25 protein-coding genes are annotated in these 26,270 nt (G+C 73.7%); 6 read left to right on the top strand and 19 right to left on the bottom strand.

Annotated elements, in window-relative coordinates; all coding sequences use genetic code 11:
* Positions 1–15: 15 nt before the first annotated feature.
* A complete protein-coding gene (locus tag FJQ56_RS02490; RefSeq protein ID WP_140007614.1) occupies positions 16–675 on the top strand; it encodes a hypothetical protein in 660 nt (219 codons plus the stop codon).
* 31 nt (positions 676–706) lie between these two features.
* Here FJQ56_RS02490 and FJQ56_RS02485 read toward each other — a convergent pair whose 3' ends face one another.
* Positions 707–2,380 (bottom strand): phospho-sugar mutase, encoded by a 1,674-nt coding sequence (locus FJQ56_RS02485; RefSeq protein WP_140007613.1) that lies wholly within the window; start codon positions 2,378–2,380, stop codon positions 707–709.
* Positions 2,381–2,398: 18 nt separating this feature from the next.
* Between FJQ56_RS02485 and FJQ56_RS02480 the strand changes: the two genes are divergently transcribed.
* On the top strand, positions 2,399–2,980 hold the full coding sequence (locus tag FJQ56_RS02480) for a HEAT repeat domain-containing protein (protein ID WP_140007612.1): 582 nt from the start codon (positions 2,399–2,401) through the stop codon (positions 2,978–2,980).
* Between the two features lie 49 nt (positions 2,981–3,029).
* On the opposite strand, the gene FJQ56_RS02475 is transcribed toward FJQ56_RS02480, so the two are convergent.
* From FJQ56_RS02475 to FJQ56_RS02420, 12 genes are all read right to left on the bottom strand, one after another.
* Complete coding sequence (locus tag FJQ56_RS02475; protein ID WP_140007611.1) at positions 3,030–4,037, bottom strand: aldo/keto reductase; 1,008 nt, start codon at positions 4,035–4,037, stop codon at positions 3,030–3,032.
* Positions 4,038–4,301: 264 nt separating this feature from the next.
* Complete coding sequence (locus FJQ56_RS02470) at positions 4,302–4,691, bottom strand: MerR family transcriptional regulator (RefSeq protein ID WP_140007610.1); 390 nt, start codon at positions 4,689–4,691, stop codon at positions 4,302–4,304.
* A 52-nt stretch (positions 4,692–4,743) separates the two neighbouring features.
* On the bottom strand, positions 4,744–5,445 hold the full coding sequence (locus tag FJQ56_RS02465) for a biliverdin-producing heme oxygenase (RefSeq protein WP_140007609.1): 702 nt from the start codon (positions 5,443–5,445) through the stop codon (positions 4,744–4,746).
* Positions 5,446–5,628: 183 nt separating this feature from the next.
* The gene (locus FJQ56_RS02460; RefSeq protein ID WP_140007608.1) at positions 5,629–6,204 is read right to left on the bottom strand and encodes a TetR/AcrR family transcriptional regulator; all 576 of its coding nucleotides are present in this window, start codon (positions 6,202–6,204) and stop codon (positions 5,629–5,631) included.
* Between the two features lie 20 nt (positions 6,205–6,224).
* Positions 6,225–7,622 (bottom strand): hypothetical protein, encoded by a 1,398-nt coding sequence (locus FJQ56_RS02455; protein WP_140007607.1) that lies wholly within the window; start codon positions 7,620–7,622, stop codon positions 6,225–6,227.
* The gene (locus FJQ56_RS02450; protein WP_140007606.1) at positions 7,619–8,803 is read right to left on the bottom strand and encodes a hypothetical protein; all 1,185 of its coding nucleotides are present in this window, start codon (positions 8,801–8,803) and stop codon (positions 7,619–7,621) included. Before FJQ56_RS02450 ends, FJQ56_RS02455 begins: the two co-directional genes overlap by 4 nt.
* On the bottom strand, positions 8,800–9,600 hold the full coding sequence (locus FJQ56_RS02445) for a heme ABC transporter ATP-binding protein (RefSeq protein WP_140007605.1): 801 nt from the start codon (positions 9,598–9,600) through the stop codon (positions 8,800–8,802). The genes FJQ56_RS02450 and FJQ56_RS02445 overlap by 4 nt, the downstream gene beginning before the upstream one ends.
* The gene (locus tag FJQ56_RS02440; RefSeq protein WP_140007604.1) at positions 9,597–10,700 is read right to left on the bottom strand and encodes a FecCD family ABC transporter permease; all 1,104 of its coding nucleotides are present in this window, start codon (positions 10,698–10,700) and stop codon (positions 9,597–9,599) included. The genes FJQ56_RS02445 and FJQ56_RS02440 overlap by 4 nt, the downstream gene beginning before the upstream one ends.
* A 14-nt stretch (positions 10,701–10,714) precedes the next feature.
* Positions 10,715–11,821: a heme/hemin ABC transporter substrate-binding protein gene (locus tag FJQ56_RS02435; protein ID WP_246083954.1), complete on the bottom strand. Its 1,107-nt coding sequence runs from the start codon at positions 11,819–11,821 to the stop codon at positions 10,715–10,717.
* Between the two features lie 104 nt (positions 11,822–11,925).
* Positions 11,926–12,570: a TetR/AcrR family transcriptional regulator gene (locus FJQ56_RS02430; RefSeq protein ID WP_140007603.1), complete on the bottom strand. Its 645-nt coding sequence runs from the start codon at positions 12,568–12,570 to the stop codon at positions 11,926–11,928.
* A gap of 11 nt (positions 12,571–12,581) precedes the next feature.
* A complete protein-coding gene (locus FJQ56_RS02425) occupies positions 12,582–13,388 on the bottom strand; it encodes a purine-nucleoside phosphorylase (protein WP_140007602.1) in 807 nt (268 codons plus the stop codon).
* A gap of 48 nt (positions 13,389–13,436) precedes the next feature.
* The gene (locus FJQ56_RS02420) at positions 13,437–13,889 is read right to left on the bottom strand and encodes a gamma-glutamylcyclotransferase family protein (RefSeq protein WP_140007601.1); all 453 of its coding nucleotides are present in this window, start codon (positions 13,887–13,889) and stop codon (positions 13,437–13,439) included.
* Between the two features lie 58 nt (positions 13,890–13,947).
* On the opposite strand from FJQ56_RS02420, the gene lpdA reads away from it, so the two are divergent.
* Entirely contained in the window at positions 13,948–15,345 is a 1,398-nt protein-coding gene (gene lpdA / locus FJQ56_RS02415; RefSeq protein ID WP_140007600.1) for a dihydrolipoyl dehydrogenase, read from the top strand.
* A gap of 327 nt (positions 15,346–15,672) precedes the next feature.
* Positions 15,673–17,055: an NAD(P)H-quinone dehydrogenase gene (locus FJQ56_RS02410; protein WP_140007599.1), complete on the top strand. Its 1,383-nt coding sequence runs from the start codon at positions 15,673–15,675 to the stop codon at positions 17,053–17,055.
* A 7-nt stretch (positions 17,056–17,062) separates the two neighbouring features.
* Here the strand turns inward: FJQ56_RS02410 and FJQ56_RS02405 are convergent, their stop codons facing one another.
* Positions 17,063–17,725 carry a hypothetical protein gene (locus FJQ56_RS02405; protein ID WP_140007598.1) on the bottom strand — a complete coding sequence of 221 codons (663 nt, stop codon included), beginning with the start codon at positions 17,723–17,725 and terminating at the stop codon, positions 17,063–17,065.
* A gap of 161 nt (positions 17,726–17,886) precedes the next feature.
* Between FJQ56_RS02405 and FJQ56_RS02400 the strand changes: the two genes are divergently transcribed.
* On the top strand, positions 17,887–19,077 hold the full coding sequence (locus FJQ56_RS02400) for a SpoIID/LytB domain-containing protein (RefSeq protein ID WP_140007597.1): 1,191 nt from the start codon (positions 17,887–17,889) through the stop codon (positions 19,075–19,077).
* Positions 19,078–19,086: 9 nt separating this feature from the next.
* Here the strand turns inward: FJQ56_RS02400 and FJQ56_RS02395 are convergent, their stop codons facing one another.
* Genes FJQ56_RS02395 through FJQ56_RS02385 form a run of 3 tightly spaced genes read right to left on the bottom strand, consistent with a single transcriptional unit; the run spans position 19,087 to position 24,554 of the window.
* The gene (locus FJQ56_RS02395) at positions 19,087–22,491 is read right to left on the bottom strand and encodes a pyruvate carboxylase (RefSeq protein WP_140007596.1); all 3,405 of its coding nucleotides are present in this window, start codon (positions 22,489–22,491) and stop codon (positions 19,087–19,089) included.
* Between the two features lie 45 nt (positions 22,492–22,536).
* Positions 22,537–24,051, bottom strand: a complete 1,515-nt coding sequence (locus tag FJQ56_RS02390; RefSeq protein ID WP_140007595.1) for a PH domain-containing protein — start codon at positions 24,049–24,051, stop codon at positions 22,537–22,539.
* Between the two features lie 17 nt (positions 24,052–24,068).
* Positions 24,069–24,554, bottom strand: coding sequence for a PH domain-containing protein (locus FJQ56_RS02385; RefSeq protein WP_140007594.1), 486 nt, complete (start codon positions 24,552–24,554; stop codon positions 24,069–24,071).
* A 192-nt stretch (positions 24,555–24,746) separates the two neighbouring features.
* Between FJQ56_RS02385 and FJQ56_RS02380 the strand changes: the two genes are divergently transcribed.
* Entirely contained in the window at positions 24,747–25,046 is a 300-nt protein-coding gene (locus FJQ56_RS02380; RefSeq protein ID WP_140007593.1) for a DUF1905 domain-containing protein, read from the top strand.
* Between the two features lie 3 nt (positions 25,047–25,049).
* Here FJQ56_RS02380 and FJQ56_RS02375 read toward each other — a convergent pair whose 3' ends face one another.
* Both FJQ56_RS02375 and FJQ56_RS02370 read right to left on the bottom strand, forming a co-directional pair.
* Positions 25,050–25,844: a GNAT family N-acetyltransferase gene (locus FJQ56_RS02375; protein WP_246083953.1), complete on the bottom strand. Its 795-nt coding sequence runs from the start codon at positions 25,842–25,844 to the stop codon at positions 25,050–25,052.
* Between the two features lie 118 nt (positions 25,845–25,962).
* On the bottom strand, positions 25,963–26,262 hold the full coding sequence (locus FJQ56_RS02370; protein WP_140007592.1) for a hypothetical protein: 300 nt from the start codon (positions 26,260–26,262) through the stop codon (positions 25,963–25,965).
* Positions 26,263–26,270: the final 8 nt, after the last annotated feature.

Here is a 26,270-nt window from a genome sequence, read left to right as displayed (position 1 = left end):
CATAGGGTTGACGACATGGACGGGGACAACCAGCGCGAGAGCTTCGGCGCGACCAGCGGCCGGGTGTTCGGCATCATCGGCCTGCTCGTCGGAGCAGCTCTCGTCGTCGGGGGCCTGTCCGGCTCGCCGATCACCTGGGAGGTGCCCAGCATCGGCGTCCTGATCCTGGTGCTGTCGTGGACGGCCTTGCTGCGCCCGTCGGTCAGCGTCGCCGGCGGTGACCTGATGCTGCGGGGGATGGTCGACACCGTCTCGATCCCGCTGGGCGCGATCGAGCAGGTCTCGGTGCGCCAGGTGCTGTCGGTGGTCGCCGGCGACCGGAAGTACTCGTCCGCGGCCGTGGGTCGAGGACGCCGGGAGATGTTCCGCGACCAGGTCCGCGGCACCGGCGCAGGAGGCGGGGGTGCGGGCGGCGCGGGCGCGCTCGGTGGGGCGAGCACGCTGGGAGGCGCGATCGGCGCCGACGCGGGTGACGCGGACGGAGCGTCCTTCGGGCTCTACGTCGAGAGCCGGTTGAGCTCCCTGGCCGCCGACGCCCGCACCCGTGCGGGCGTGAGGGTCGGCTCGCGCGAGCAGGACGCCCTGGCCGAGGGCATCCGGCGTACGTGGGCGTGGCCCGAGATCGCCGCGCTGAGCGCCTCGGTGCTCGCGGTCGTGCTCGCGGTCGTGCTCTGACCGGCCCCGGGGGTCACCGGGGTCGTCGGGGTCAGAGCCCCGCAGCGGCCCGGATGTCGGTGCCGAGGGCGTCGAGGCGACCAGCGGCGTTGATGCGGGCGGCCTGGACGCCGTCCTCGACGCCGTCCTCGACGGGGACGACGACCTCGAGGTAGCACTTGATCTTGGGCTCGGTGCCGCTGGGCCGCACGATCACCCGAGCGCCGTCGGCCAGGCGGTAGCGCAGGCCCTCGGTCGGCGGGAGACCGCCGCTGCCGGCACTGAGGTCGTCGACGGCTAGCACGTCGAGCCCACCCAGGCTGGTGGGCGGCTGGGCGCGCAGGCGGGCCATGGCCGCGGGGATCACGTCGAGGTCGGCCACCCGGACCGACACCTGGTCGGTCGCGTGCAGGCCGTGCTCGCGGGCGATGTCGTCGAGCAGGTCGGGCAGCCCGCGGCCCTCGGCCTTGAGCCGGGCGGCCAGCTCGCAGAGCAGGAGCAGGGCGGAGACGCCGTCCTTGTCGCTGACGTGCTCGGGGTCGACGCAGTAGCCGAGCGCCTCCTCGTAGCCGAACGCCAGCCCCGGGAGACGACCGATCCACTTGAACCCGGTGAGCGTCTCCTCGTGCGGCTGGCCGGCCGCGGCGGCGAGCTTGGCCAGCAGGGACGAGGACACGATCGAGGTGGCGTAGGTGCCGACGCGCCCGCGGGAGAGCAGGTGGTGGGCGAGCAGGACGCCGACCTCGTCGCCGCGCAGCATCCGCCAGCCGGAGCCGGAGGTCACGGGCACCGCGGCCGCGCACCGGTCGGCGTCGGGGTCGTTGGCCACGACCAGGTCGGCGCCGGACTCCTCGGCCAGCGCGAGCGCGAGGTCCATCGCACCCGGCTCCTCGGGGTTGGGGAAGCCCACGGTCGGGAAGTCCGGGTCGGGCTCGAACTGCTCCGCGACCACCCGCGGCTCGCCGAACCCCGCGGTCTCGAGCACCTGCAGCACCGAGGTGCCGCCGACGCCGTGCAGGGGCGTGTAGACGACCTTGAGGTCGCGGGGACCGTCCTGCGCCAGCGCGGCGACCGTGTCGAGGTAGTGGTCGACCAGCTCCTCGCTCAGCACCGAGCCGGAGTCACCGCGCGGGACGTCGGCCAGCCGGCCGACCGCGTCGATGTGGGCGGCGATGTCGTGGTCGGCGGGCGGCACGATCTGGCTGCCGTCGCCGAGGTAGACCTTGTAGCCGTTGTCCTGCGGTGGGTTGTGGCTGGCGGTGACCATGACGCCGGCGGCGCAGCCCAGCTCGCGGATGGCGTAGGCCAGGACCGGGGTCGGCAACGGGCGCGGCATGACCCAGGCGGTGAAACCGGCGCCGGTCATCACCTCGGCGGTGTCGCGGGCGAACACGTCGGAGTTGTGCCGGGCGTCGTAGCCGATGACGACCGACTGCTGGCCCGACTGGCCGTGGCGGTCCAGCTGGCGCAGGTAGGCCGCCAGGCCGGCCGCCGCGCGCAGCACGACCACGCGGTTCATCCGGTTCGGCCCTGCCCCCAGGGCGCCGCGCAGGCCCGCGGTGCCGAACTCGAGGGTGCCGCGGAACCGGTCGGCGAGGTCGTCGGTGGGGCCGCCGGCCGTCACGTCGGCGACCACGGTCTCGAGCTCGGCGCGCGTCTGCGGGTCGGGGTCCTCGGCCATCCAGGCCCGGGCGCGTTGGAGCAGCACGTCGACGTCGGGACTCATGTGAGGCACCGTAGCGCCATGCCCGACCCGCCTCCGGAGCACCGGCCCGAGCGTCGACCGGTGGCCGGGTCGATCCGCGAGCTGGCCGGGCGGATCGGCGTACCGGCCTTCGTGGCGGTGTGCGTGGACCTGCTCGACGGGGCTCCGCGCGAGCGGTACGTCGAGGAGCTGCGGATGCTGACGGGGCACGGCTGGCGCCCGGGCGACCCGGTGCTCGACCACGACGCCTGGAAGGACCACTGGGTGCGCTCGTGGGGCGCACGGGGCCTGCTCCACGTGTGGTCGGACGCGGCCACGGCGGCCGTGGTGCGGGGGCTCGAGGACGAGCACTACCGTCCCGCCGAGATGTGCCTCAAGGTCGCGACCCGCCACGACGTGGCCGGTGCGGGTGACGGGGCCGCGCGGCTGGCCGGGCACGCCCTGCCCCGGGTCCGCGTGCAGGCCCTGCGGTGCCTGGCCGTCTGCGGCGACCGCGAGCACGTCGGGGCCGTCCGGGCCGGTCTCGACGACGACCGGGCCGACGTACGACGTCAGGCGGCGCGCGCCTGGGAGGCGCTGGAGCGTCGCCTGGACCTGGGAGGTGGCCGGGTCGGTCCGTGAACCAGCCCCGCCCACCGAGGCCGTACCTCGGTGGGCGGCTCGAGACGGCTCAGGCCTCGACGGTGCTCATGTCGCCGTAGCGGTCGCCGACGACGGCGTCGGCCGGGACCGCGTCCGCGATGCGGGCCAGGTCGCCGGTCGTGAGCTCCACGTCGGCGGCACCGAGGTTCTCCTCGAGGTAGGCGACCCGCTTGGTGCCCGGGATCGGGGCGACCCCGACGTGGCCGTCGCCCTGGGCGAGGACCCAGGCGAGGGCGAGCTGGCCCGGGGTAGCGCCCTTCTCGGCGGCGATCTCCTTGACCCGCTCGACCAGCACCAGGTTGGCGTCGAGGGCGGCCCCGTTGAGCCGCGGGAAGCGGCTGTTGCGCGAGTCGTCGTCGCTCAGCGAGCCGCGGGTGATGGTGCCGGTGAGGATGCCGCGCCCGAGCGGGGAGTAGGGCACCAGGCCGATGCCGAGCTCGCGGAGCACCGGGAGGATCTCGGACTCGAGGTCGCGGGTGAACAGGGAGTACTCGGTCTGCAGGGCGGTGATCGGGTGGACGGCGTGGGCGCGGCGGATCGTGTCGGGCCCGGCCTCGGAGAGCCCGAGGTGGCGCACCTTGCCGGCCTCGACGAGCTCCTTCATGGCGCCCACGGTCTCCTCGATCGGGACCGTCTTGTCGACGCGGTGCTGGTAGTAGAGGTCGATGTGGTCGACGCCGAGCCGCTGCAGCGAGGCGTCGCAGGCCGAGCGGACGTAGTCGGGGCGGCCGTTCACGCCGAGGTAGGAGCCGTCCTCGCCGCGCTCGTTGCCGAACTTGGTCGCGAGCACGACGCCGTCGCGGCCCTGGCTGCTCTCGGCGATGGCCTTGCCGACGAGCCGCTCGTTGGTGAACGGGCCGTACATGTCGGCGGTGTCGAGGAAGGTGACCCCGAGGTCGAGGGCGCGGTGGATGGTGGCGATGCCGCCCGCCTCGTCGGGGGTGCCGTAGAACTCCGACATGCCCATGCAGCCGAGGCCGAGGGCTGAGACGTCGAGCGGGGAGTCGGTACCGAGCGTGCGGGTCTGGAGTGTCATGTCCTCCACCTTGTCCCTTGGAGCGCGCTCCAGGTCAAGCACGCAGACACACCGCGAGGAACGAGCGGTGTGTCGTGGCGTGCGCAGGTCGAGCGAGCGACGCGGGTGAGCCTGCGAACCCGCGCGAGTGAGCCGAGACCACCGCAGCCGATCCCAGCGACGCGACCCGTGCGATCGGGCCAGGTGCGCCGGCTGCGGGGGTCTCGAGGCTCGGCGCCGGGGCGCCTCGCACCTCGACCGGCGTGGGTCGACGACCGGCATGGGTCAGGCAGCGCCGACGTCGCGCCCCTCGAGGATGTCGGTGTAGATCCCGATCTTGTGGTCGATCGCGCCCAGGTGCTCCTGGACCTCGGCCAGCTGGGCCAGCACCTTGCGCCGGTGCTCGCGCATCAGCTCGAGCCGGGCGGCCTCGGTGCCGTCGCCCTCACGGACCAGGTCGGCGTAGCGGCGTACGTCGCGGATCGCCATGCCGGTGGACCGCAGTCGGGTGACCAGCTCGATCCAGCGCAGGTCGTGGGGGCCGTAGCGGCGGTGGCCGCTGGCGGCGCGGCCGACGGGACGCAGGAGCAGCCCGTCCTTCTCGTAGTAGCGGAGCGTGTCGGGGGTGAGCCCGAGCCGCTCGGCCGCCTCGGCGATGGTGAGCCCGTCGGTCATCGGACCAGTCAACCCTGGAGCACGCTCCAGCACAAGGCGGCAACAGGGCGCATCAGCGGCGGTAGGCCGGGAGGCTCTCGCCGAGCTCGACGAAGACGGCCTGGTTGAGACCGAAGACGACCTTGACCTCGGCGACCACGCGCGCGACGGCGGCCTCGTCGAGGTGGAGGGCGTCGAGCCGGGCGCGGTAGGCGTCCTTGTAGGGCTTGGGTTTCGGGATCTCGGCGAAGTCGTAGAACGCGACGCCGGCGCCGTCGAGGTCGAAGCTGCGGTCGAGGATGCGGCCGATCGCCTGGCCACCGGAGAGGTCGCCGAGGTAGCGCGTGTAGTGGTGGGCGGCCAGGGCGCCGCCCCAGCCGGCCGCGGCCTCGTCGGCCGCGGCGCGGATGCGCGCGACGTACGCCGTCGCGGCGGGGGAGTCGACCGGGGCGGCGGGGTCGCGGTCGGGGGCCCAGTGGGCGAGGTCGGCGTCGATCGCCTCGAGGCGCTCGAGCGCACCGTCGTGGACGGCGCCGACCAGCGGGTCGCCGGCGTGGGTGCGGAGCGCGTCCTCGAGTGCGGCGTAGATGCCGCGGTAGCGCGCGAGGTAGTCGACGTAGGCCTGCGCCACGAGCCGGCCTTCGAGCAGCTCGGCCATGAAGGAGGTGCTCTCCGCGGCCTCGTGCTCGGCCCTCGACCCCTCGCGCATCGCGGTGGACAGGCTCGTCGTGCCGGTCGGGTGGTCGGTGGCGAGGCTGTCGGCGGTGATCGTCATGCGGCGTCTCCAGTACTGGCGGCGGGTCCCGAGGTTACTGACATAGTGTCGGCAAGATGCTGACGGTCTGTCAACAACCGTACCAGCATGTGGTTAGCCTCGCCTTACTTTGGCCGGGTCGGCGCGATAGTCCCTGACGTAGATCAAGGCGGGTCGGCTTCCCGCCTTGATCTACGTCAGGGACTATCCCGGCGGGTGGGAGGAGCCGAGGGCGCGGAGGACGAAGCGCTCGACCGCGTCGGGGGGCAGGGTGCGGGGGGACAGGCAGGCGTGGACGAGCGACATCGTGGCCGCCTCGTCCTCCACCGTGAAGTCACCGGAGGCGACGCCGTCGGCGAGGAGGTCGCGCAGCACCTGCTCGACCTCGACGACGTGGTCGCGGATGGCGAGCATCGAGTCGCGGGACAGGGCGGCGTAGAGCTGGCTGCCCAGGCCCATGTGGAACTGCTGGCCCGCCTCGAGCTGGTGGCGCACGTAGACGCGGAACCGCTCGACCGGCCCCTCCACGTCGGCGAGCCCCGCCCGCAGCCCCTCGAGGTAGCGACTGGTCTCGTGGGACGCGAACGCCACCACCACCGCCTCCTTGTCGGGGAAGTGGTGGTAGATCGCCGTGCGCCCCAGGCCGGCCGCGGCGGCGAGCTGGGCCATGCTGATGGCGTCGAGGCTGCGCTCGCCGAGCAGCGTCGCCAGGGCGTCGAAGACGCGCTGGTGAACCTGCTCGCGGTGCTCCTCGACGGAGCCGGCGCTGATCCTCGGCACGCTCCGAGGTTAGCCGCGCATCACCGGCCCGCGAGCGCGACGGTCCGGGCGAGTCCGGCGGCGGCGACCAGCAGGAGGCCCCCGAGCCACCAGGCCCAGGCAGCGCCGGACCCGGCCGGGGCAGCCGCTTCGCCGGTCTCACCTGTCTCGGCGGCACTGAGGCGGTAGACGGTCGGCGGCACCGTGGGCTGGGGTACGGCGGCCGGGGCGACGACGGCGACCGGGGGACCCGCGACGGGCGACAGCGGCTGCGCCGGCAGGGCGGGGCCCGGTGGCTGGGTGGGTGCGGTCGGTGCGGGCGTGGTGGAGGGGGAGGCGGGGGCCGACGGCGTGGTCGGCTCCGGCGGGGTCGGGCCGACCGACGTCGTGGGCTCGGCGGTGGGCGCGCCGCTCGGGTCGCCGCCGGGGCCGTCGGTGGGCTGCTCGGTCGGCGGGGTGACGGGGCGGGCTGCGTCGTACGACACGGTGACGGGCAGGGGGACCTTGTGGGGGTCGGCGGCCCCGCCGGTGGAGTACCAGAAGGCGGCGGACCCGACCCGGTCCATGTAGTCGAGGAACGAGGCCGGGAACGCGCCCCACGAGCTGCCCTCGCGCACCTGGTCGCCGCCGTCGCGGCGTACGCCGAGGTAGGCGGGTCGTGCGGTGAAGCCGGTCGTGGGGCGGAGGTCGACGGCGGGCAGGTCGGCGAGCACGACGCGCCGGGCGGGCACGGCCGACCACGTCTCGGGGTCGGTGCGGTCGGCGGCGTAGCCGGCGACGGTCGCGCGCAGCCGGCCGGTGCCGTCGGCGACGTCGAGGGTGGGGTCGGTGACGGTGAAGAAGGTGAGCCCTGAGTAGTAGACGACGGAGAAGGTGCCGGTCCAGGCGATCGAGGCGGTGCCGGCGCTCGCGTCGACGGTGCCGCGGCCGCCGCTGAGCACGATCCGGTGACCGGAGAACGGTCCTGTGGTGGAGGTGAGCGGCGTGCCGTCGGGTCCCGTCGCGAGACCGCCGAAGGTGGCGGCGGCGAGGGTGCCGTCGGTACGCCGCTTCTGCAGGGCCACGTCGCCGACGCGGGCGCGCCAGGCCCGGGTGCTGGTGCCGCGCCACACGCCGGGGCTGACGATGCTCTGCCCGCCTCGTCCGGGGTCCGGGACCGCGCCGGCGGACAGGAAGTTGTAGGTGCCTGGGGCGAAGGCCTTGTTGTTGCTCTCGTTGTTGACGCTCCACGAGAGGACCGCGTCGTCGAGCGAGGTCGGGCCGGCCGGCGGGGTCCCGGTCGGTGCGGTGGTGGGTGCGGTGGTGGGTGCGGTGGTGGGGGTCGGGTCGGGGGTGGCTGTCTCGTCGGCGACCGCGATGCCGGTGAGCCCCAGGCCGGCCAGCAGCAGGACGACGAGGGCGGCGACTGCGGCGACGAGGCCGTGTGCGCGGGCGCTCACGTGGTCACCGCGGGAGCAGCGGTACGGCGGCTGCGGCCGCGCAGTCTCGTGCGGAGGAACGCCAGCGCCGCGAGCACGAACACGCCGACCGCGACGGCGAGGAAGACCAGCGCGCCCGAGGGCGAGGAGCCGTCGGTCGAGGTCGAGGCCCCGGCCGTGCTGGCAGGCGTCGGATCGCCGGCCGCGACCGGGAACCGCTCGGTCCGCGTGGTGCCCGAGGCGGCACCGGTGACCCTCAGCTCGTGGGTGCCGACCTCGAGGTCGAGCGGCAGCTGCAGGACCCCGGCCACCTCGCCGGAGGTGCCGGCGGCCATCGGGCCGAGCGCGACGGCCCCGTCGTCGAGGACCGCGACGACCTGCTCGCCGGGGGAGAAGCCGCGGGCCGAGAACGTCATGGCGTGTCCGCGGACGGCGGTGGTCCGGTCGACGGTGACGCCCGCGGCGCCGACCCGGCCCGCACCAGCCTGTGACGCTCCCGAGGTCGTCCCGCTCGAGGCCGCGGCAGTGGGCTGAGCGGTGGGCGAGGTGGTGGGCGCGGCGGACGGTGCGGCGGACGGTGCGGTGGAGGGCGACCCCGTCGGTGCGGTCGTCCCGGCCGGCGCGGCGTCGTACACGCGGTCGAAGGCGACGGGGGTGAAGGTCTCGTTGCGGGCGTTCTTGACGCCGTGCGCGCCGACGGTGATGACGCCGCAGGTGACCGTGCGGCAGTCGACCTCGGCGACCTTGCCGTCGCGGTCGACGCTCTGGAAGACCGGGCCGGGGACGGTCAGCTCGACGCGGAAGCCCCCCGAGCCCGACAGCACCGCCGCGGCCTCGCCGGCCGTGGAGCTGCCGGGGAAGGCGACGAAGCGCAGGTAGCCCTTGCTGTCCGCGGTGGTCTCGGCGTCGGGGATGTACTGGTAGTCGCGACCGGTGAGCCCGCCCCGCGAGGGCTTCCACGAGCTGCCGGTGGGGTCGTCGACCCAGCCGAAGAGCACGTAGACGCCGCCGAAGCCGCCGCGCACGACCTGGAAGCCGCGGCCGTCGATCGTGAGCCGGGTCTGGTAGGTCAGGTCGGCGCTGCTGGTGCCGCGGTCGTTGGTCACCTCGACGCGGGAGTCGGCGTGGGCGGGCGCGACGCCCAGGGCGAGCAGCCCCAGGGTGACGAGCACGGTGGTGCGGCGGCCGAGCGTGCGCCTCATGGCTGCTCCTTCGCGGTAAGGCGGTCGGGGAGCACCAGCAGGTCGCCGGTGACGGGGTGGGGGAGCACCTCGACGGGGTAGTCGTAGACCTCGCTCAGCAGTGGCCCGTGCAGCACCCGGGGTGGCGGGCCCTCGGCGGCGACGCGACCGTGCCGCAGCAGCACGACCCGGTCGGACCACGCGGCGGCGAGGCTGAGGTCGTGCAGGACGACGACCACCGCGGCGCCCGCGTCGGCCTGGGCGCGGGCCCGGGCGAGCACGGCCTCCTGGTGCCCGAGGTCGAGCGCGGCGGTCGGCTCGTCGAGCAGCAGGACGCCGGTGCGCTGGGCGAGGATCCGCGCGAACGACGTGCGGCCCTTCTCGCCGCCGGAGAGCGCGCCGAACGGGCGGGGCGCGAGGTGGGTGACGTCGGTGGTCGTCATGGCGTCGAGGACCGCCTCGTCGTCGTGGTCCTCCTCGGGCCGGCCGCGCCAGGGCGCGCGGCCCATCCGGACGACGTGCTCGACGGGGAACGGGAAGGCGACGGCGTGCTCCTGGGTGAGTACGGCGCGCTCGCGGGCCAGGTCGCGCAGCCGCCACTCGTCGAGCGGACGACCCAGCACCTCGACCTTGCCCTCGTCGGCCACGACGTCGCCGGCGAGGACCGCGAGGAGCGTGGACTTGCCGGCACCGTTGGGTCCCACGAGCGCGAGGACCTCGCCGTGGCGCACGTCGAGGTCGACCCCGTCGAGCACGGTGGTCGTGCCGAAGCGCACGACGACCCCGCGGGCCACGAGCGCGGAGGGCGGTGGCGTCATCCCCAGCCCCCCGCCGAGCGGCGTGTACGACGCAGCATCCAGAAGAAGAACGGACCGCCGACCAGCGAGGTCAGCATGCCGATGGGGAGGTCGGCGCCGGCGACGAAGGACCGGGCCACGGTGTCGGCGACGACGAGCACGAGCGCCCCCGCGAGCATCGAGGCGGGCAGCACGACGCGGTGTGCAGGCCCCACGACCATCCGCACCAGGTGGGGGACGACGAGCCCGACGAAGGCGACGATGCCGCAGAAGCTGACGGCCGCGGCGGTCAGCAGCGCGACCACGACGATCAGCCCGACGCGCAGCCGCTCGACGTCGACGCCGAGGTGGCGTGCGGGTCGCTCGCCGAGGGCGAGCAGGTCGAGGCGACGCGCGCACAGCAGCGCGACGACGCAGCCGACGACGGCGAACGGGGCCACCACGGCGACGTACTGCCAGCGGCTGCCGTTGAGGCTGCCGAGCTGCCAGAACACGATCTGCTCGCGGGCCTGGGTGTCGCCCACGAAGAGCAGGAACGCCAGCGCGGCCCCGGCGACCGCGTTGACGGCGATGCCGGTGAGCACGAGGGTGACCACCTCGGTGCGGCCGTCGGCGCGCGAGAGGGCGTAGACGGCCAGGGTCGTCGCGAGCCCGCCGACGAAGGCGCAGACGGCGATGGTCCACTGCCCGGCGAAGGTCCACGAGAACGCGATCGAGGCGGCGGCGGCGACCGCGGCCCCCGCGGAGACGCCCACGACGCTGGGCTCGGCGAGCGGGTTGCCGAAGACGCCCTGCATCAGCGCGCCCGCGACCCCGAGCGCGGCGCCGACGAGGATCGCCATGGTGACGCGCGGGAAGCGCACCGACCACAGCGTGTCGTCGCCGCGCGGGTGGGTGGGCATCGGACCGAGGTCGAGGCCCAGGCGGTGCAGCACCGACCCGAGGACCTGGTCGAAGGGGATGACGAGCTGGCCGGACCCGGCGGCCACGAGCGAGCCGACCAGCAGGCCGACCGCCAGCACCGTGAGGAGGACGGTGGGTCGGCCCGGGTGCCGGCGCGGTCGGCGTACGGCGGCAGGCCCGGTCGTCGTCGTGGCCGGGGAGGGCGCGGTCTGGGTCATCGTGGGCGCAGCGTCTAGAGCGCGTCGGGCGCGTAGAGCGCGACGGCGAGGGCGTTGAGGACGTCGGAGGTGCGGGGACCGAAGCTCAGCACGACGTCGTCGTCCATGGCGACGATGCGCTCGCGCTCGCCGGCCGGGGTGTTGGCCAGCGCCGGGAACCGCTCGAGCAGGCCGTCGGCGCCGCCGACCGACTCCAGGCCCTTGCTCATCATCAGCAGCACGTCGGGTGCGGCCTCGATCAGGGCCTCGTCGGTGACCGGGCGCATGCCCTTCCACCCGATCTCGCCGGCGACGTCGTAGCCGCCGGCGGCCTCGATGAGGGAGTCGGCGCCGGAGCCCTCGCCGAACATGTAGTAGACGCCGGCCTGGCCGCGCACGTAGAGGAAGACCGTGCGCAGCTTGCCGGTCACGTCGGCCGGGGCCACCTCGGCGATGGCCGCCTCGGTGGCCTTGGCCTGCTTCTCGATGCGGGCGCCGAGCACCCGGCCGGCCTCGGGGACACCGAGGGCGTCGGCGACCTCCTGGGTCAGCGAGGCGAGGTTGTCGGTGCCGCGGTGGGAGTCGACGAAGACCACGGGGATGCCGGCGTCGCGCAGCTGCAGCAGGACGTCGTAGGGGCCCAGGGAGGTGTCGGTGATGATCACGCTGGGGTCGAGGTCGAGGATCGCCTCGGCGTTGAGCTCGTGGCCGTTCTCGGTGACCAGCGGGCGGTCCTCGATCTCGGGGAACGACGCCGACAGGTCGCGGCCGACGACGTGGTCGCCGAGTCCGAGGTCGAAGACGGTGTGGGCCAGGGTGCCGTAGATGTCGAGGGCGAGGATCCGGCTGACGTCGTCGACGACGACCTTCTCGCCCTGGGCGTCGGTGACGGTCGCCGGCAGCACCGGCCGCGGGTCGGACTCGACCGGGACGATCTCGGGATCGGGCAGGGCGAGGTCGACCACCCCGTCCCAGGAGCGCGGGTCCGCGAGCGGGGTGACCTCGCCCAGGGTCGGGACCCGGGTCTGCGCTCGGTCCTGCGTCTTCTGCTCCTCGTCGGAGCCGAGGACCGGGCCGCAGCCGGCGAGGACGAGGACGGCGAGCGCGCTCGCGACGGCGCGCACGGTGGGACGAGTGGTCAACGCTGGGTCCTGAGTCTGGGAGGCCCGAGAGCACGGCAAGGCAACTGATTAAGGTTAGCCTAACCTCAACGTAGCCCCGGTGGTCTCCCGGCCCACGCAGGCGCTCAGGGGGCCGGCGCGCTCAGCATCCCGACGACCATCGCGACCAGGTTGGCGGTGAACGGCTCGGGCTCGAGCTGGCGGCGCGACGAGGGGCGCTCGCCGGCCCGGCCGCGGTCGGCGATGGTGCGCAGGATGAACGCCGTCACCAGCGACAGGCGCTCGGAGCGCACGTCGTCGGGGAGCGGGGGCACTCGTCGTTCGAGGAGCGCGTAGGCGTCGTACCCGCCCAGCCGCTCGAGGGCGCCGAGGACGTCGGGGTCCATCGTCTCTGGGTTCTCCTCGACCAGCTGGGCCAGGATCATCAGGTAGGCCCGACCCTCACTGCCCAGCTCGGCGAGCTCGACCGCCGGTCGCACCAGTGCCTCCACCGCCGAGGCGATGTCGGTGTCGGGTCGGGCCTGCGCGACGGCGAGCAGCTCGCGCTCGCGTGCGGCGAGCATCTCGACGTGCTGCTCGAGGACCGCGACGAGCATGCCCGTGCGCGAGGCGAAGTGGTAGTGGACCGCGCCCCGGTTGCGCTGGCCGGCCTTGCGGGTGATCTCGAGGAGCGAGGCCGTGTGGACCCCGTTCTCGGCGAACCCCACGGTCGCGGCGTGGACGAGACGGCGGCGGGTCTCGTCGGCAGAGCTGGACGGGGTGTCGGTCACGGCGGGCTCGCTCAGATCCCGGGTACGACGCGCCCGAGCAGGTCGCCCATCCGGCTGGCCGCGGCGCGCCCGGCCTCGAGCACCTCGCTGTGGTCGAGCGGCTCGCCGCTGATGCCCGCGGCCAGGTTGGTGACCAGGCTGATGCCGAGGACCTCGAGCCCGGCCTCGCGGGCCGCGATCGCCTCGAGGGTCGTGCTCATGCCGACCAGGTGGCCGCCGATCGCGCGGACCATGCCGATCTCGGCCGGAGTCTCGTAGTGGGGCCCGGGGAACTGGACGTAGACGCCCTCGTCGAGGCTCGGGTCGACCTGCTGGCACATGGCCCGCAGCCGGGGGGAGTAGAGATCGGTGAGGTCGACGAAGTGGGCCCCCTCGATGGGGGACCGACCGGTCAGGTTGATGTGGTCGCTGATGAGGACCGGCGTGCCCGGGCTCCAGGTCTCCTTGAGCCCGCCGCAGCCGTTGGTCAGCACGATCGCCCGGCACCCGGCGGCCGCCGCGGTCCGGACACCGTGCACGACCGCCGCGACGCCCTTGCCCTCGTAGTAGTGCGTGCGGCTGAGGAAGACCAGCAGCTGCTTGTCGCCGGCCCGGATGCTGCGGATCTTGCCGGAGTGGCCGACGACCGCGGCCGCCGAGAAGCCCGGCAGGTCGGTGGTGTCGATCTCGGCGGTCGCCTCGCCGAGCGCGCCGACGGCGGGCAGCCATCCGCTGCCGAGCACCAGCGCGACGTCGTGTCGCTCGACGCCGGTCAGCTCGGCGAGGCGGGCGGCGGCCGCACGGGCCAGGTCATGGGGGGTCGGGGTGGAGTCACTCACAAGGCGTGACTCTAGGACGTCGTACCGAGGAGTCGGCCTGGGTGACGCTCAGAGCCCCATCGAGCGGCACGGCCGTCGGCGCAGCGCGCCGACGTAGTCCTCGGGGGCGTCGGCGGCCTCCGCGGCGTCGGCGAGGACGCCGAGGGTGACGGCCGAGGGCAGTCCACCCTCGTAGGCGTCGAGGACGTAGGTCCACACGACGAGCTCACCGGTCATGGTGGAGACCCGCACCTTGGTCTTGCGGTAGAGACCGGAGTCGGCCTGCTCCCAGCCGTCGAGCGTCGCCTCGTCCTTGGGGCCGACGTCGTAGACCGCGACGAAGACCTGCTCGAGCGGGTCCTGCACCAGGGTCGGGAGGGCGCCGTCCCAGCCGAGGTCCTCGCCGCCGAACGTCAGGCGCCAGCCGGTCAGCCAGCCGGTCGTCTGCAGCGGGGAGTGAGGACAACGCTCGCTCATCCGGGCCGGGTCGAGGTTGCTCCCGTAGGCGGCGTACAGCGTCACGGACCGCAGCGTAGTGCCCGCGGCCGGGCGGCCTGGGGCCCGCACTACGATCGAGGACGTGAGCCACTTCGATGTCCTCGTCCTCGGTGCCGGCCCTGGTGGCTACGTCGCCGCCATCCGCGCCTCCCAGCTCGGCAAGTCCGTCGCCGTCGTCGAGGACAAGTACTGGGGCGGCGTCTGCCTCAACGTCGGGTGCATCCCCAGCAAGGCGCTGCTCAAGAACGCCGAGCTGGCGCACACGCTGACCCACGACAAGGCCAAGTACGGCATCGAGGGCGACGCGACGATGTCCTACGGGCCGACGTTCAAGCGCAGCCGCCAGGTCAGCGCCGGCATCGTCAAGGGCGTCCACTTCTTGATGAAGAAGAACAAGATCACCGAGATCGACGGCTGGGGCACCCTGACCTCGTCGACCGGCATCGACGTCAAGACCAAGGACGGCGAGACCGCCTCCCACACCTTCGACAACCTGATCATCGCCACCGGTGCCACCGTGCGCACCGTGCCCGGCGTCACCATCGGCGGCAACGTCGTGACCTACGAGGAGCAGATCCTCGACGAGGAGCTGCCGTCCTCGATCATCATCGGCGGCTCCGGCGCGATCGGCGTCGAGTTCGCCTACGTGATGAAGAACTTCGGCGTCGACGTCACCATCGTCGAGTACCTCGACCGGATGGTCCCCACCGAGGACGCCGACGTGTCCAAGGAGCTCGCCAAGCACTACAAGAAGCTCGGCGTGAAGGTGCTGACCTCCACCGCCGTCAAGGGCGTCGAGGACACCGGCTCCGGCGTCAAGGTCACCGTCGCCCCCGCCGCCGGCGGCGAGGAGCAGGTGCTCGAGGCCGACAAGTTCCTCGCGGCCTTCGGCTTCGCCCCGCGCCTGGAGGGCTACGGCCTCGACGCGATCGGCGTCGCGACCACCGAGCGCGGCGCGATCGACGTCGACGGCCGCGGCCGCACCAACGTCGACAACGTCTACGCCATCGGCGACGTCACCGGGAAGTTCATGCTCGCCCACGTCGCCGAGGCCATGGGCATCGTCGCGGCCGAGACCATCGCCGGTGCCGAGACCATGGAGATCGACTTCGTGATGGTGCCGCGCGCGACCTACTGCCAGCCGCAGGTCGCGTCGTTCGGCTACACCGAGGCCCAGGCCAAGGACAAGGGCTACGACGTCCGGACGGCGACGTTCCCGTTCTCGGCCAACGGCAAGGCCCAGGGCCTCGGCGAGGGTGTCGGGTTCGTCAAGGTCGTCGCCGACGCCGAGCACAAGGAGCTCCTGGGCGCCCACCTCATCGGCCCCGACGTCACCGAGCAGCTGCCCGTGCTGACGCTCGCCCAGCAGTGGGACCTCACCGCCGACGAGGTCTCGCGCAACATCTTCGCCCACCCGACCCTGTCCGAGGCCGTCAAGGAGGCCGTGCACGGGATCTCCGGCCACATGATCAACTTCTGATCTGACGTGCCGCCGGCAACGGTCTCGCGCGGCGGGCCCGCCGCACTCTCGTAGGGCTGCCGCTGCTTGGTACGGCGGGCCCGACCCGCGCGGGGGACCGTCGCCGTCGGCGTGCGCCGTGTGGTTGCTTCGACGTGTGGCCCGGGCGCCTGTGCCCGCTTGCGTGCTGGGGCGCCGGTTTGTCAGTGGCTTGATCGGGTCGGGTGCGGGCGGGTGTGGTCGTGTGCCTGAGGACGGTCCTCGGGTCGGTGTGGGGCACACGACCCCGTCCCGGCCCGCCCGCGACGCCCCGACCGGGCGCGGGATCGCCCTCGATAGCCTGAGCCCATGAGCAGCGACAAGGTCGTCATCCTCGGTGGAGGACCCGGTGGCTACGAGGCAGCCCTGGTCGCGAGCCAGCTCGGGGCCGAGGTCACGGTGGTCGACTCCGACGGCATCGGTGGGTCGGCGGTGCTGACCGACTGCGTGCCGAGCAAGACGCTGATCGCGACGGCCGAGGTGATGACCGAGGTCGCGGCCGCGGCTGAGCTCGGCATCGACTTCCACGACCACGAGGGCGACGCCGCCACCACGATCCGGGTCGACCTGGCCCGGGTCAACGCCCGCGTCAAGGCGCTGGCGGGCGAGCAGAGCGCCGACATCGCGCGCCGCCTCGACAAGGAGGGCGTGCGCGTCGTGCAGGGGCGCGGACGCCTCGACGGCCCCGGCTGCGTGGTGGTCGACGGGGCGTCGTACGACGCCGACGCGATCCTCGTCGCCACCGGCGCCGCGCCGCGCACGCTGCCGAGCGCGCAGCCCGACGGCGAGCGGATCCTGACCTGGGAGCAGGTCTACGACCTCACCGACGTGCCGACCGAGCTCATCGTCGTCGGCTCCGGCGTGACGGGTGCGGAGTTCGCCAGCGCCTACCTCGCGCTCGGGATCCCGGTCACGCTGGTGTCGAGCCGCGACCGGGTGCTGCCCGGCGAGGACGCCGACGCCTCCAAGGTGCTCGAGGACGTCTCGATCCGGCGCGGGATGACCGTGCTGTCGAAGTCGCGGATGGAGTCGGTGACCCGCGACGGCGACGTCGTCACGGTCCGCCTGACCGACGGCCGCGAGGTGCAGGGCAGTCACTGCATCCTGGCCCTCGGGTCGGTGCCCAACACCGTCGACCTCGGTCTCGAGGAGGCCGGCGTGGTCCTCAAGGACAACGGGTTCGTCAACGTCGACCGGGTCTCGCGCACCTCCGCGCGGGGCGTCTACGCCGCGGGCGACTGCACCGGCGTGCTGATGCTGGCCAGCGTCGCCGCCATGCAGGGCCGGATCGCCATGTGGCACTTCCTCGGCGACACGGTGCACCCGCTCGACCTCAAGAAGGTCTCCTCCAACGTCTTCACCGCTCCCGAGATCGCCACCGTCGGCTGGACCCAGCAGGCCGTCGACGCGGGCGAGATCCAGGCCGAGGTCGTCACCCTGCCGCTGTCGGGCAACCCCCGGGCCCGGATGCAGGGCGTGCGCGACGGGTTCGTCAAGCTGCTGTGCCGCCCCGGCACCGGCATCGTCGTCGGGGGTGTCGTCGTCGGCCCGCGCGCCAGCGAGCTGATCCACCCGGTGTCGATCGCGGTCGCGGAGTCCCTGACCGCCGACCAGCTGGCCCAGGCGTTCACGGTCTACCCGTCGGTCAGCGGCTCCATCGCCGAGGCCGCCCGCCGCCTGCACCGCTTCTGAGCGCGCGTCAGCCGCCGAAGAACTCGTTGCCCCCGCCGACCCTACCCTGCTGGAACCCGTAGAGCTCGGCCTGCGCGTGGGCGTGGTGTCGGACCTCGCGGACCAGGTGCTCGTCGACGTACACCGGGAACCGCTCGTCGTCGGCGTCGCGCGCGATCGCGAGCGGGACGTAGCGCGAGCCCACCAGCACCAGTCGCATCCGGGGGGCCTGGCCGTGCAGCAGCCGGTTGGCGTCGGCGCGGCAGACGGGGACCCGGCGCTCGACCCCGCCGGGCGGTGCCCAGGTGACCTCGGTCGACGAGGGTCCGTGCTGGGGGTTGAAGAAGCACTCCGCGAGCCGGTCCGGCCGGCGAGAGCCGGCGACGGTGGCCAGCACGCACGCGCGCTGGTGACGTCCGTCGACGAGGTCGGCGGCGACCGGGTCGAGGTCGGCTGCGACCTCGGCGGCCACGAGGCCGGCCTTCGCGCGCTCGTAGGACTCCAGGGCGTGGCGGTAGTAGGCGGTGGCGTCGGGGCCGAGGGTGTCGGCCAGGGTGTCCAGGTGCAGCTGGCCGAGCTCCTCGCCGAAGACCGTGATGTCCTCGCGCAGGTAGCGGCGCCGGGCCGAGAACTGCTCGTAGGCCTCCGCGCGCTCCTGCCGGCGACGCCTCCGGGGGGCGAACGGGTTCACGGTGCCTCCTGCGGGCGGGGGTGGGGGTGGTCGCGGCGTGCGGAGCGGTCGTGGTCTTCCGCGGCTGCGGCTGCGGCAGCCACTGACGTACTCTCACCTGGCCTCCACCCCTTCGCACCACCCGGCCCCCCGCAAACCTCCCCCCACGCCCAGGAGTCCCGGTGAGACGTCTCGTCGCCGCCACAGCCACCGCCGCCGCCGTCGCGCTCTCGGCCCACCTCGGGCTGCCCGCGACGGCGCAGGCCGCCGACCCCGCCGACCCCGCCGAGCCGCGCGCGGCCACGGTGCGCCTGCTCACCAACGGGTTCGGCCACGGCCGCGGCCTGTCGCAGTACGGCGCCCAGGCGCGCGCCAAGCTCGGACACACGCGCCAGGAGATCCTGCGCTTCTACTACCCAGGCCTGGCGACCGGCACCAGCACCGGCTCGATGAAGGTCCTGATCACCGCCGACACGTCGTCCGACGTCGTGATCGTCGACCGCGCCGGCCTCAGCGTGCGCAGCCTCGGCACCGGCAAGGCCTACCGCCTCGACAGCCCGGTGGCGGCGAAGCGCTGGAAGATCGTCGCGGCGTCCGGCGGGCGCAGCACCGTCGCGTGGCGGGCCGCCACCGGGTCGTGGCGCACGTGGCGCACCCTGGCCGGGCAGGCCGAGTTCTCCGCGGGCGGACTGCCGATCACCCTGGTCACACCGACGGGCACCAAGGCCTACCGCGGAGCCCTGCGCTCGGCTCTGCCGTCGTCGTCCGCGACCACGCGCGACACCGTCAACGTCGTCCCGCTGGAGTCCTACCTGCGCGGCGTGGTGCCCCGCGAGGTCTTCGCGTCGTGGCGCCCCGCCGCGCTACAGGCCCAGGCGGTCGCCGCCCGCACCTATGCCGCCTTCGAGCGCAACGACCGTTCGACGCGCTACTTCCACGTCGACGACACGACGTCGTCGCAGGTCTACGGCGGCTACGCCGACGAGGTCGACACCACCGACGCCGCGATCAAGGCGACGGCCGGGCAGGTGCTCACCAGCGGCGGCCGGCCGGCGTTCACCCAGTTCTCGGCCAGCAACGGCGGCTGGACGGCCGGCGGCTCCCAGACCTACCAGGTCGCCCGCCAGGACAACGCCGACAAGGTGTTCCGCGGCGTCGAGGACTCGATCGCGCCCGCCGAGCTCGAGCGCGCGCTGCCGGCCATCGGCACCTTCGTCCGCCTCGACACGATCCGCCGCGACGGCCACGGCGAGTGGGGCGGCCGGGTGACGTCGATCCGGGTGGTCGGGTCGAAGGCGACCTCCACGCTGACCGGCGACCAGTTCCGGTCGTTCTTCGGGCTCAACTCGACCTGGTTCGTCGTGCGCGCCTGACCGGGCCGCTCAGCCCAGCACGACCACCAGGTCGCCGCCGTCGACGGCCTGGGTGACCGACACCGCGAGCCGCTCGACGGTGCCGGCGGCGGGAGCGGTGATCGAGGCCTCCATCTTCATCGCCTCGATGGTGGCGAGGGTCTGGCCGGCCTCGACGGTGTCGCCCTGGGCGACGGCCAGGGTGACGACGCCCTGGTAGGGCGCCGCGACGTGCCGGTCGTTGGCGGGGTCGGCCTTCTCGGCGACCGCGACCTCGGAGGAGACGCTGCGGTCGCGCACCGAGATCGGCCGCATCTGGCCGTTGATCATGGCCATCACGGTCCGGTAGCCGCGCTCGTCGGGGTCGCTGATCGCCGACAGCCCGATCAGCAGGGTCTTGCCCGGCTCGATCTCGACCTCGTGCTCGTCGCCCTGGCGAAGTCCGTAGAGGTAGTCGAGTGTCGGCAGCACCGACACGTCGCCGTAGGTCTGACGGACCTCGAGGAAGCTCTTGGTCGGGCCCGGGAACAGCAGCTCGTTGAGCGTACGACGCCGCGAGGGCGACCCGCCGGCGAGACCGGCCTCGGCCTCCGGGGTCAGCGACTCGGCCGGGGCCTTCCAGGTGCGTCCCTCGAGGGCCTTGGTCCGGAAGGGCTCGGGCCACCCGCCGGGCGGGTCGCCCAGCTCGCCGTTGAGGAAGCCGATGACCGAGTCGGGGATGTCGAACTTCTCGGGCGACGCAGCGAACTCCGCGGGGTCGGCGCCGATGCCGACCAGCGACAGGGCGAGGTCGCCGATCACCTTGGACGACGGGGTGACCTTGGGGATCCGGCCGAGCATGTCGTTGGCGGCGGCGTACATGTCCTCGACCTGCTCGAACTTCTCGCCGAGGCCGAGCGCGATCGCCTGCTGGCGCAGGTTGGACAGCTGGCCGCCGGGGATCTCGTGGCGGTAGACGCGGCCGGTGGGCGACGGCAGCCCCGACTCGAACGGCGCGTAGACCCGCCGGGTCGCCTCCCAGTAGGGCTCGAGGGCGTTGATCGCCGCGAGCGAGAGACCGGTCTCGCGGGCGGAGTGGTCGGTCGCGGAGACCAGCGCCGACAGGGGCGGCTGCGACGTCGTACCGGCCATCGAGGCGGTGGCGGCGTCGACCGCGTCGACGCCGGCGTCGATGGCGGCCAGCAGGGTGCCGAGCTGGCCACCGGCGGTGTCGTGGGTGTGCAGGTGGACCGGCAGGTCGAAGCGCTCGCGCAGGGCGGTGACCAGTGTGCGGGCGGCGGGGGCGCGCAGCAGGCCGGCCATGTCCTTGATCGCGAGCACGTGGGCGCCGGCCTCGACGATGCGCTCGGCGAGCCGCAGGTAGTAGTCGAGGGTGTAGAGCTTCTCGCCCGGGCTCGACAGGTCGCCGGTGTAGCAGAGACAGACCTCGGCGAGCGTGGTGCCGGTCGCGCGCACGGCCTCGATGGCGGGGCGCATCTGCTCGACGTCGTTGAGCGCGTCGAAGACCCGGAAGACGTCGATGCCGGTGGCCGCGGCCTCCTCGACGAACGCCTCGGTGACCGCGCGGGGGTAGGGCGTGTAGCCGACGGTGTTGCGGCCGCGCAGCAGCATCTGCAGCTGGATGTTGGGCACTGCCTGGCGCAGCGCGGCCAGCCGGTCCCAGGGGTCCTCGCCGAGGAAGCGCAGCGCGACGTCGTACGTCGCCCCGCCCCAGGCCTCGAGCGACCACAGCTCAGGGGTGGTGCGCGCGACGTGGCCGGCGACCGTGAGCAGGTCGCGGGTGCGGACCCGGGTGGCGAGCAGTGACTGGTGGGCGTCGCGGAAGGTCGTGTCGGTGACCGCCACGGTGTTCTGCTCGCGCAGCCGGCGGGCGAAGGCCTCGGGGCCGAGCTCGAGGAGCAGCTGCCGGGTGCCGTCGGGCGCCGGGACGTCGAGGTCGACGTCGGGCAGCTTGGTCGCCGGGTCGAGCGTGACGGGAGCGGCGCCGTGGGGCTGGTTGACGGTGACGTCGGCCAGGTAGCTGAGCAGCTTGGTGCCGCGGTCGCCCGAGCTGCGGGCGTTGAGCAGGTGGGGGTGGGTCTCGATGAACGACGTCGTGACGCGCCCGGCGGCGAAGTCGGGATCGTCGAGGAGCGCCTGCAGGAACGGGATGTTGGTGGCCACGCCGCGGATGCGGAACTCCGCGACGGCGCGGCGCGACTTCTCCACGGCCTTCTCGAACGTGCGGCCGCGACAGGTCAGCTTGGCCAGCATCGAGTCGAAGTGGGCCGAGACCTCGGCGCCGGTGTAGACGGTGCCGCCGTCGAGACGGACGCCGCCGCCGCCGGGGGAGCGGTAGGTCGTGATGATCCCGGTGTCGGGACGGAAGTTGTTGGCCGGGTCCTCGGTGGTGATCCGGCACTGCAGGGCGGCGCCGCGCAGCACGATGTTGTCCTGCGACAGGCCGAGGTCGGCGAGGGTCTCACCCGAGGCGATCCGCAGCTGGGACTGGACGAGGTCGACGTCGGTGACCTCCTCGGTCACCGTGTGCTCGACCTGGATGCGGGGGTTCATCTCGATGAAGACGTAGTTGCCGTCGGGGTCGAGCAGGAACTCGACGGTGCCGGCGTTGCGGTAGCCGATCTCCTGGGCGAAGCGCACCGCGTCGGCGCACATCCGCTCGCGCAGCTCCGGGTCGAGGTTGGGCGCCGGGGCGATCTCGACGACCTTCTGGTGCCGGCGCTGCACCGAGCAGTCGCGCTCGAAGAGGTGGATGACGTTGCCCTCGCCGTCGGCGAGGATCTGCACCTCGATGTGGCGCGGCTCGACGACGGCCTGCTCGATGAACACCGTCGGGTCGCCGAAGGCGCCCTCGCCCTCACGCATGCAGGTCTCGACCGCCTCGCGGAGGTCCTCGGGGCGCTCGACACGGCGCATCCCGCGGCCGCCGCCACCGGCCACGGCCTTGACGAACAGGGGATAGGGCATCCCGGCGCCGTCACGCGCGGCCTCGGTCGCGGCCACCAGGGCGTCGACGTCGGTGCCGGGCTCGACGCTGGCCAGCGTGGGTACGCCGGCCGCCTTGGCCGCCGCGATCGCGCGCGCCTTGTTGCCGGTCAGCTCCAGGACCGTCGACGTGGGCCCGACGAAGGTGATGCCGGCGTTGGCGCAGGCCTCGGCGAGGGCGGGGTTCTCGGACAGGAAGCCGTAGCCGGGGTAGACGGCGTCGGCGCCGGCCTTGACGGCCACGGCGACGATCGCCTCGGGGTCGAGGTAGGCGCGCACCGGGTGGCCGCGCTCGCCGATCTCGTAGGCCTCGTCGGCCTTGAGGCGGTGCTCGGACCACCGGTCCTCGTGGGGGAAGACGGCGACGGTGCGCGCACCCACCTCGTAGGCCGCGCGGAACGCCCGGATCGCGATCTCGCCACGGTTGGCCACCAGCACCTTCGAGAACATGGGCGTCAACCTAGTGGGGCGGGTGGTGCGGTCCCGTTGCCGATCTCAGACCCCGGGCGAACCGCCCGTCGCAAACTGCGACACCAGCCCCGGGATGGCCGCGTCGGCCAGCCGCGCGGCCGCGTCCTCGGGCACGTCGAGCAGCCCGACCGACCCGCCGCCGCCGGCCGTCGTGGCGGCCAGGGTGGCGAGCCCGACGCGGCGTTGGAACCAGGTGGCGCGCAGGTTCCAGCCGATGACGTGGTCGACGTCGAGGACCTCGCGGCGGCGTACGAGGCTGCCCGAGCGACTGACCAGGTGGCCGTCGACGAGGGCGTGCCCCAGGCCCGCGACCCGGTCGGCGGCGACCACCGCTGCCCCCGCGAGCACGACCAGGGTCGGCAGCAGGAGCCACCAGGGACCCCCGGCCACGACGGCCACGACCGCAGCGGCGAGGAGGACTAAGGGCAGCAGCAGGGCGCGGGTCCAGCGACGGCGCGCCGCCGCCGGCCCGTGCGTGGTGAGGGCGACGTCGACGGGGGCCGCGGTGCCGAGCAGCAACCGGGCGGCCGCGGGGGCGACGGTGGCCGACGACGGGGGCACCAGCATGGAGCTGCCGGTCTCGGAGCGGTCGACGCCGGTGACGATCGCCTGCAGGTGGCGCCCGCCGGTGAGCCGCAGGGCCAGGGGCTCGCCGATCGCGACGCCGGCCAGCCGCTCCTCGTCGATGCTGGTCTCGCGGGTGGTGAGCAGCCCGCGGCGCACGTGCCAGGCGCCCGCCTGCCGGGTCAGCGCAAAACCCCCGTTGGTCACGAGGTAGCCGAGCACCGACACCACGAGGAGCACGACCAGCAGGGCGAGCAGGCCGACGGCGATCCCGACCATCGACGGCACGTGCACGCCGCCGCTGCCGAGGTCGTCCCAGGCGTCGAACGAGTCGAGCAGCTGGCTGGCGCCGCCGAGGGTGGCGGCGAGGACGACGAGGCCGGTGCCGGTGAACGGCGCGAACCGCAGCCACCGCGGGTCGAACGCGACGACCGTCTGCACGTCGTACGACGCGGCTCGGGGAGGGTCGTCCGGGCCGCCCGATCCGCCCGGGCCGCCCGATCCGTCTGCGTCGTCCCCGGTGACCGGCGCGGCGTGGAGCAGCTCGGCACGCAGCGCGCGGGCGCGCTGCACAGGGAGGCCGTCGAGGTCGAGGGCGTCGCCGTCCGCCGACGCCGCCAGGCCCGTGCCGATGCGCAGCGTGGTCAGCCCGAGCACGCGGTGGGTGAGCGACGCGGTGAGGTCGACGGTGCGGACCCGGTCGAGCGGCGTCGAGGTGATCTTGCGGCTGAGCAGCCCGCGGCGCAGCTCGATCCGGCCGGCGCCGATGCGGTAGCGCGTCGTGAGGTAGCGCAGCACCCCGAGCGCGACCGGCACCAGGACGCCCAGCAGCTGCCAGGGCGCGCCGCCGGACGTCGTACCGGCCACGAGCAGCGCGATCAGCGCCGGCAGGAACCGGACCAGCTCGCGGATCGGCAGCACCAGCAGCATCCGGGGATCGAGCCGCTGCCACTCCACCGTCGCAGGGGGCGTCACGGGGGGCGTCGGAGCGCTCACGTGGCGTCGCCGCCGACGGCGTCGGCCTGCCGGGTGAGGTCGTCGACCAGGCGCCGCGCGACGTCGCGGTCGAGACCGTCGATGCGCAGCTCGCCCGCGGCCGACGCGGTCGTGACGGTGACACTGGCCAACCGGTAGAGGCGCGCGACCGCGCTCTCGGCGTAGTCGACGGTCTGGATGCGGCTCATCGGCGCGATGCGGCGCTCGCGCGCCCACCAGCCGGTCTGCGTGTAGACGGCCGTCTCGGTGGTCTCCCAGCGGTGCACCAGGAACCGCCACCGCGGTACGACGGCCGCCCAGGCCACGACCACCGCGCCCAGCACGGCGAGGGTCCAGGCGGGCACCTCCCACACGAGCACCGCCACGAGCAGCACGCCCAGCGCGACCGCACCCTCGACGACGGCCGACACGGTCCACATGGCGCGGGCGCGCGGGCTGACCCGGTGGGCGGGGTCGCGCAGGCTGATCCCGGGTTCGGACATGCGCCCGAGCCTAGGAGCCTGCTGAACAACCGCGCGGCGCCCACGCCGCGACAGCCGCACGCTGGCGGCGTTGCCGCTCCTCGCAAGGCGACGGCCGACCTTCGAAGCGGCGCCTTGCCATCGCACGACTCTCGCGACGCGGGCATCCACGCTCTTGTTCACCAGGCTCCTAGGCTCCGTAGTCTGGCGGCCGTGGAGCTGGAGTTCAGCGGTGCGGTCTACTCGTGGCGCGGGCCGGCGCCCTACCACTTCGTGGCGGTGCCCGAGCCCGAGCGCACCGAGCTCGCCGACGTCGCCCGGCTGGTGTCCTACGGCTGGGGGATGATCCCGGTGGCCGGCCGCATCGGCGCCACCGACTTCACCACGTCGCTGTGGCCGCGAGAGGGCGGCTACGTGGTGCCGGTCAAGGACGCCGTACGCCGCGCCGAGGGCATCGAGCTCGACGACGTCGTGACGGTGCCGCTCCGGGTGGCCATGCCCGGGACCGACTGAGGGTCAGCGGCTCCACTCGTACGGCGTCGTGGTGGTCACCTTCACCAGCCCGGCGCGCTCGAGGATCGGCCGGGAGTACTCGGTGCTGTCGCTGTTGACCAGGGTCCTGCCGCGGCGCAGGGCCGACCGCGCCCGCTCGGCGGTCAGCGCGCGGTAGATGCCGCGCGAGCGCCACTCGGCCAGCGTCGCGCCGCCCCAGAGCCCGGCGAAGTCCGTGCCCGCGACCGGCTCGAGTCGTCCGCAGGACACGATCTCGCCGTCCACCTCTGCCACCCAGATCTCCATCTCGCTGTCCGCGGACTGCATCCGGTGGACGAGGTGGTCGGCCATGCCGGCGAAGGGCCGCCCGAACGCGACGTCGGCCATCGCGCACATCCGGCGCACATCGTCGGGCTCGCTGACCTGCCGGACGACGACGCCGTCGGGAAGGGGGGCGTCGCCGACGAGGTCCTCGGCGCGCCCGACCATCACCGACTCCGGCTCCTCGGGCTCGAACCCGTGCTCCAGCAGGAGCTCGTGCAACCCGGGCGCGTGGTCGTGACCGCGCGTCTTCCACTCCAGGCTGGCGACCTCGGGGTCGGCCGCGTAGTGCGCGACGGTGGCGGACACGAGCTCGCGCAGCGCCACGCCCGTCGCGCCGTCGAGGTCGCGGTAGGTCACGAACCCGCGTCCACTGCCCGACCGCGCCCACAGCAGGGGACCGTGGCGCTCGACGTGCGCCATCGTGGCCACCTCGGCCTCCTCGCGCAGCTGGCTGTCGTAGGCGGCGAGCAGGACTGCGGGGTCGAGGTCGGGCACGAGGAGGAGCCTCGCGGTCGGGGAACGCGGCAGCAACCGAGTTGTCACCCACGTCGGTCGAGGTGCGAAGGCCGCCAGGCCTGAGCCTCGAGACCCCCGCAGCCAGCGCCCAGGCCGGTCAGGCGCCGGCCGGCACCTCGCTCGGGGAGACCGCCTCCCGGTCGGCGCGGTTGCCGAGGCGGGTGCCGACGGCCGAGGCCCAGACCACGAGCACGCCGAGGGCGACGACGGCCAGGAAGGCGCCGATGCTCACGACGGCCCAGGCGCCGGAGGTGGTGTCCTCGGAGCAGCTCGGGCTGTCGACCTTGCAGACGACGTCGCGAGGCCACCCGAGGACGATGGTTCCCGCCGCGACGACGGCGAGGGTCGCCCAGGCGAAGCGGAGGCGGGTGATCAGGAGGTCGGCAGGAGTGCTCACGAGCAGAT

It is taken from the genome of Nocardioides plantarum, assembly GCF_006346395.1.
Taxonomy (GTDB): domain Bacteria; phylum Actinomycetota; class Actinomycetes; order Propionibacteriales; family Nocardioidaceae; genus Nocardioides; species Nocardioides plantarum.
This window is presented reverse-complemented; position numbering and strand designations above follow the sequence as displayed.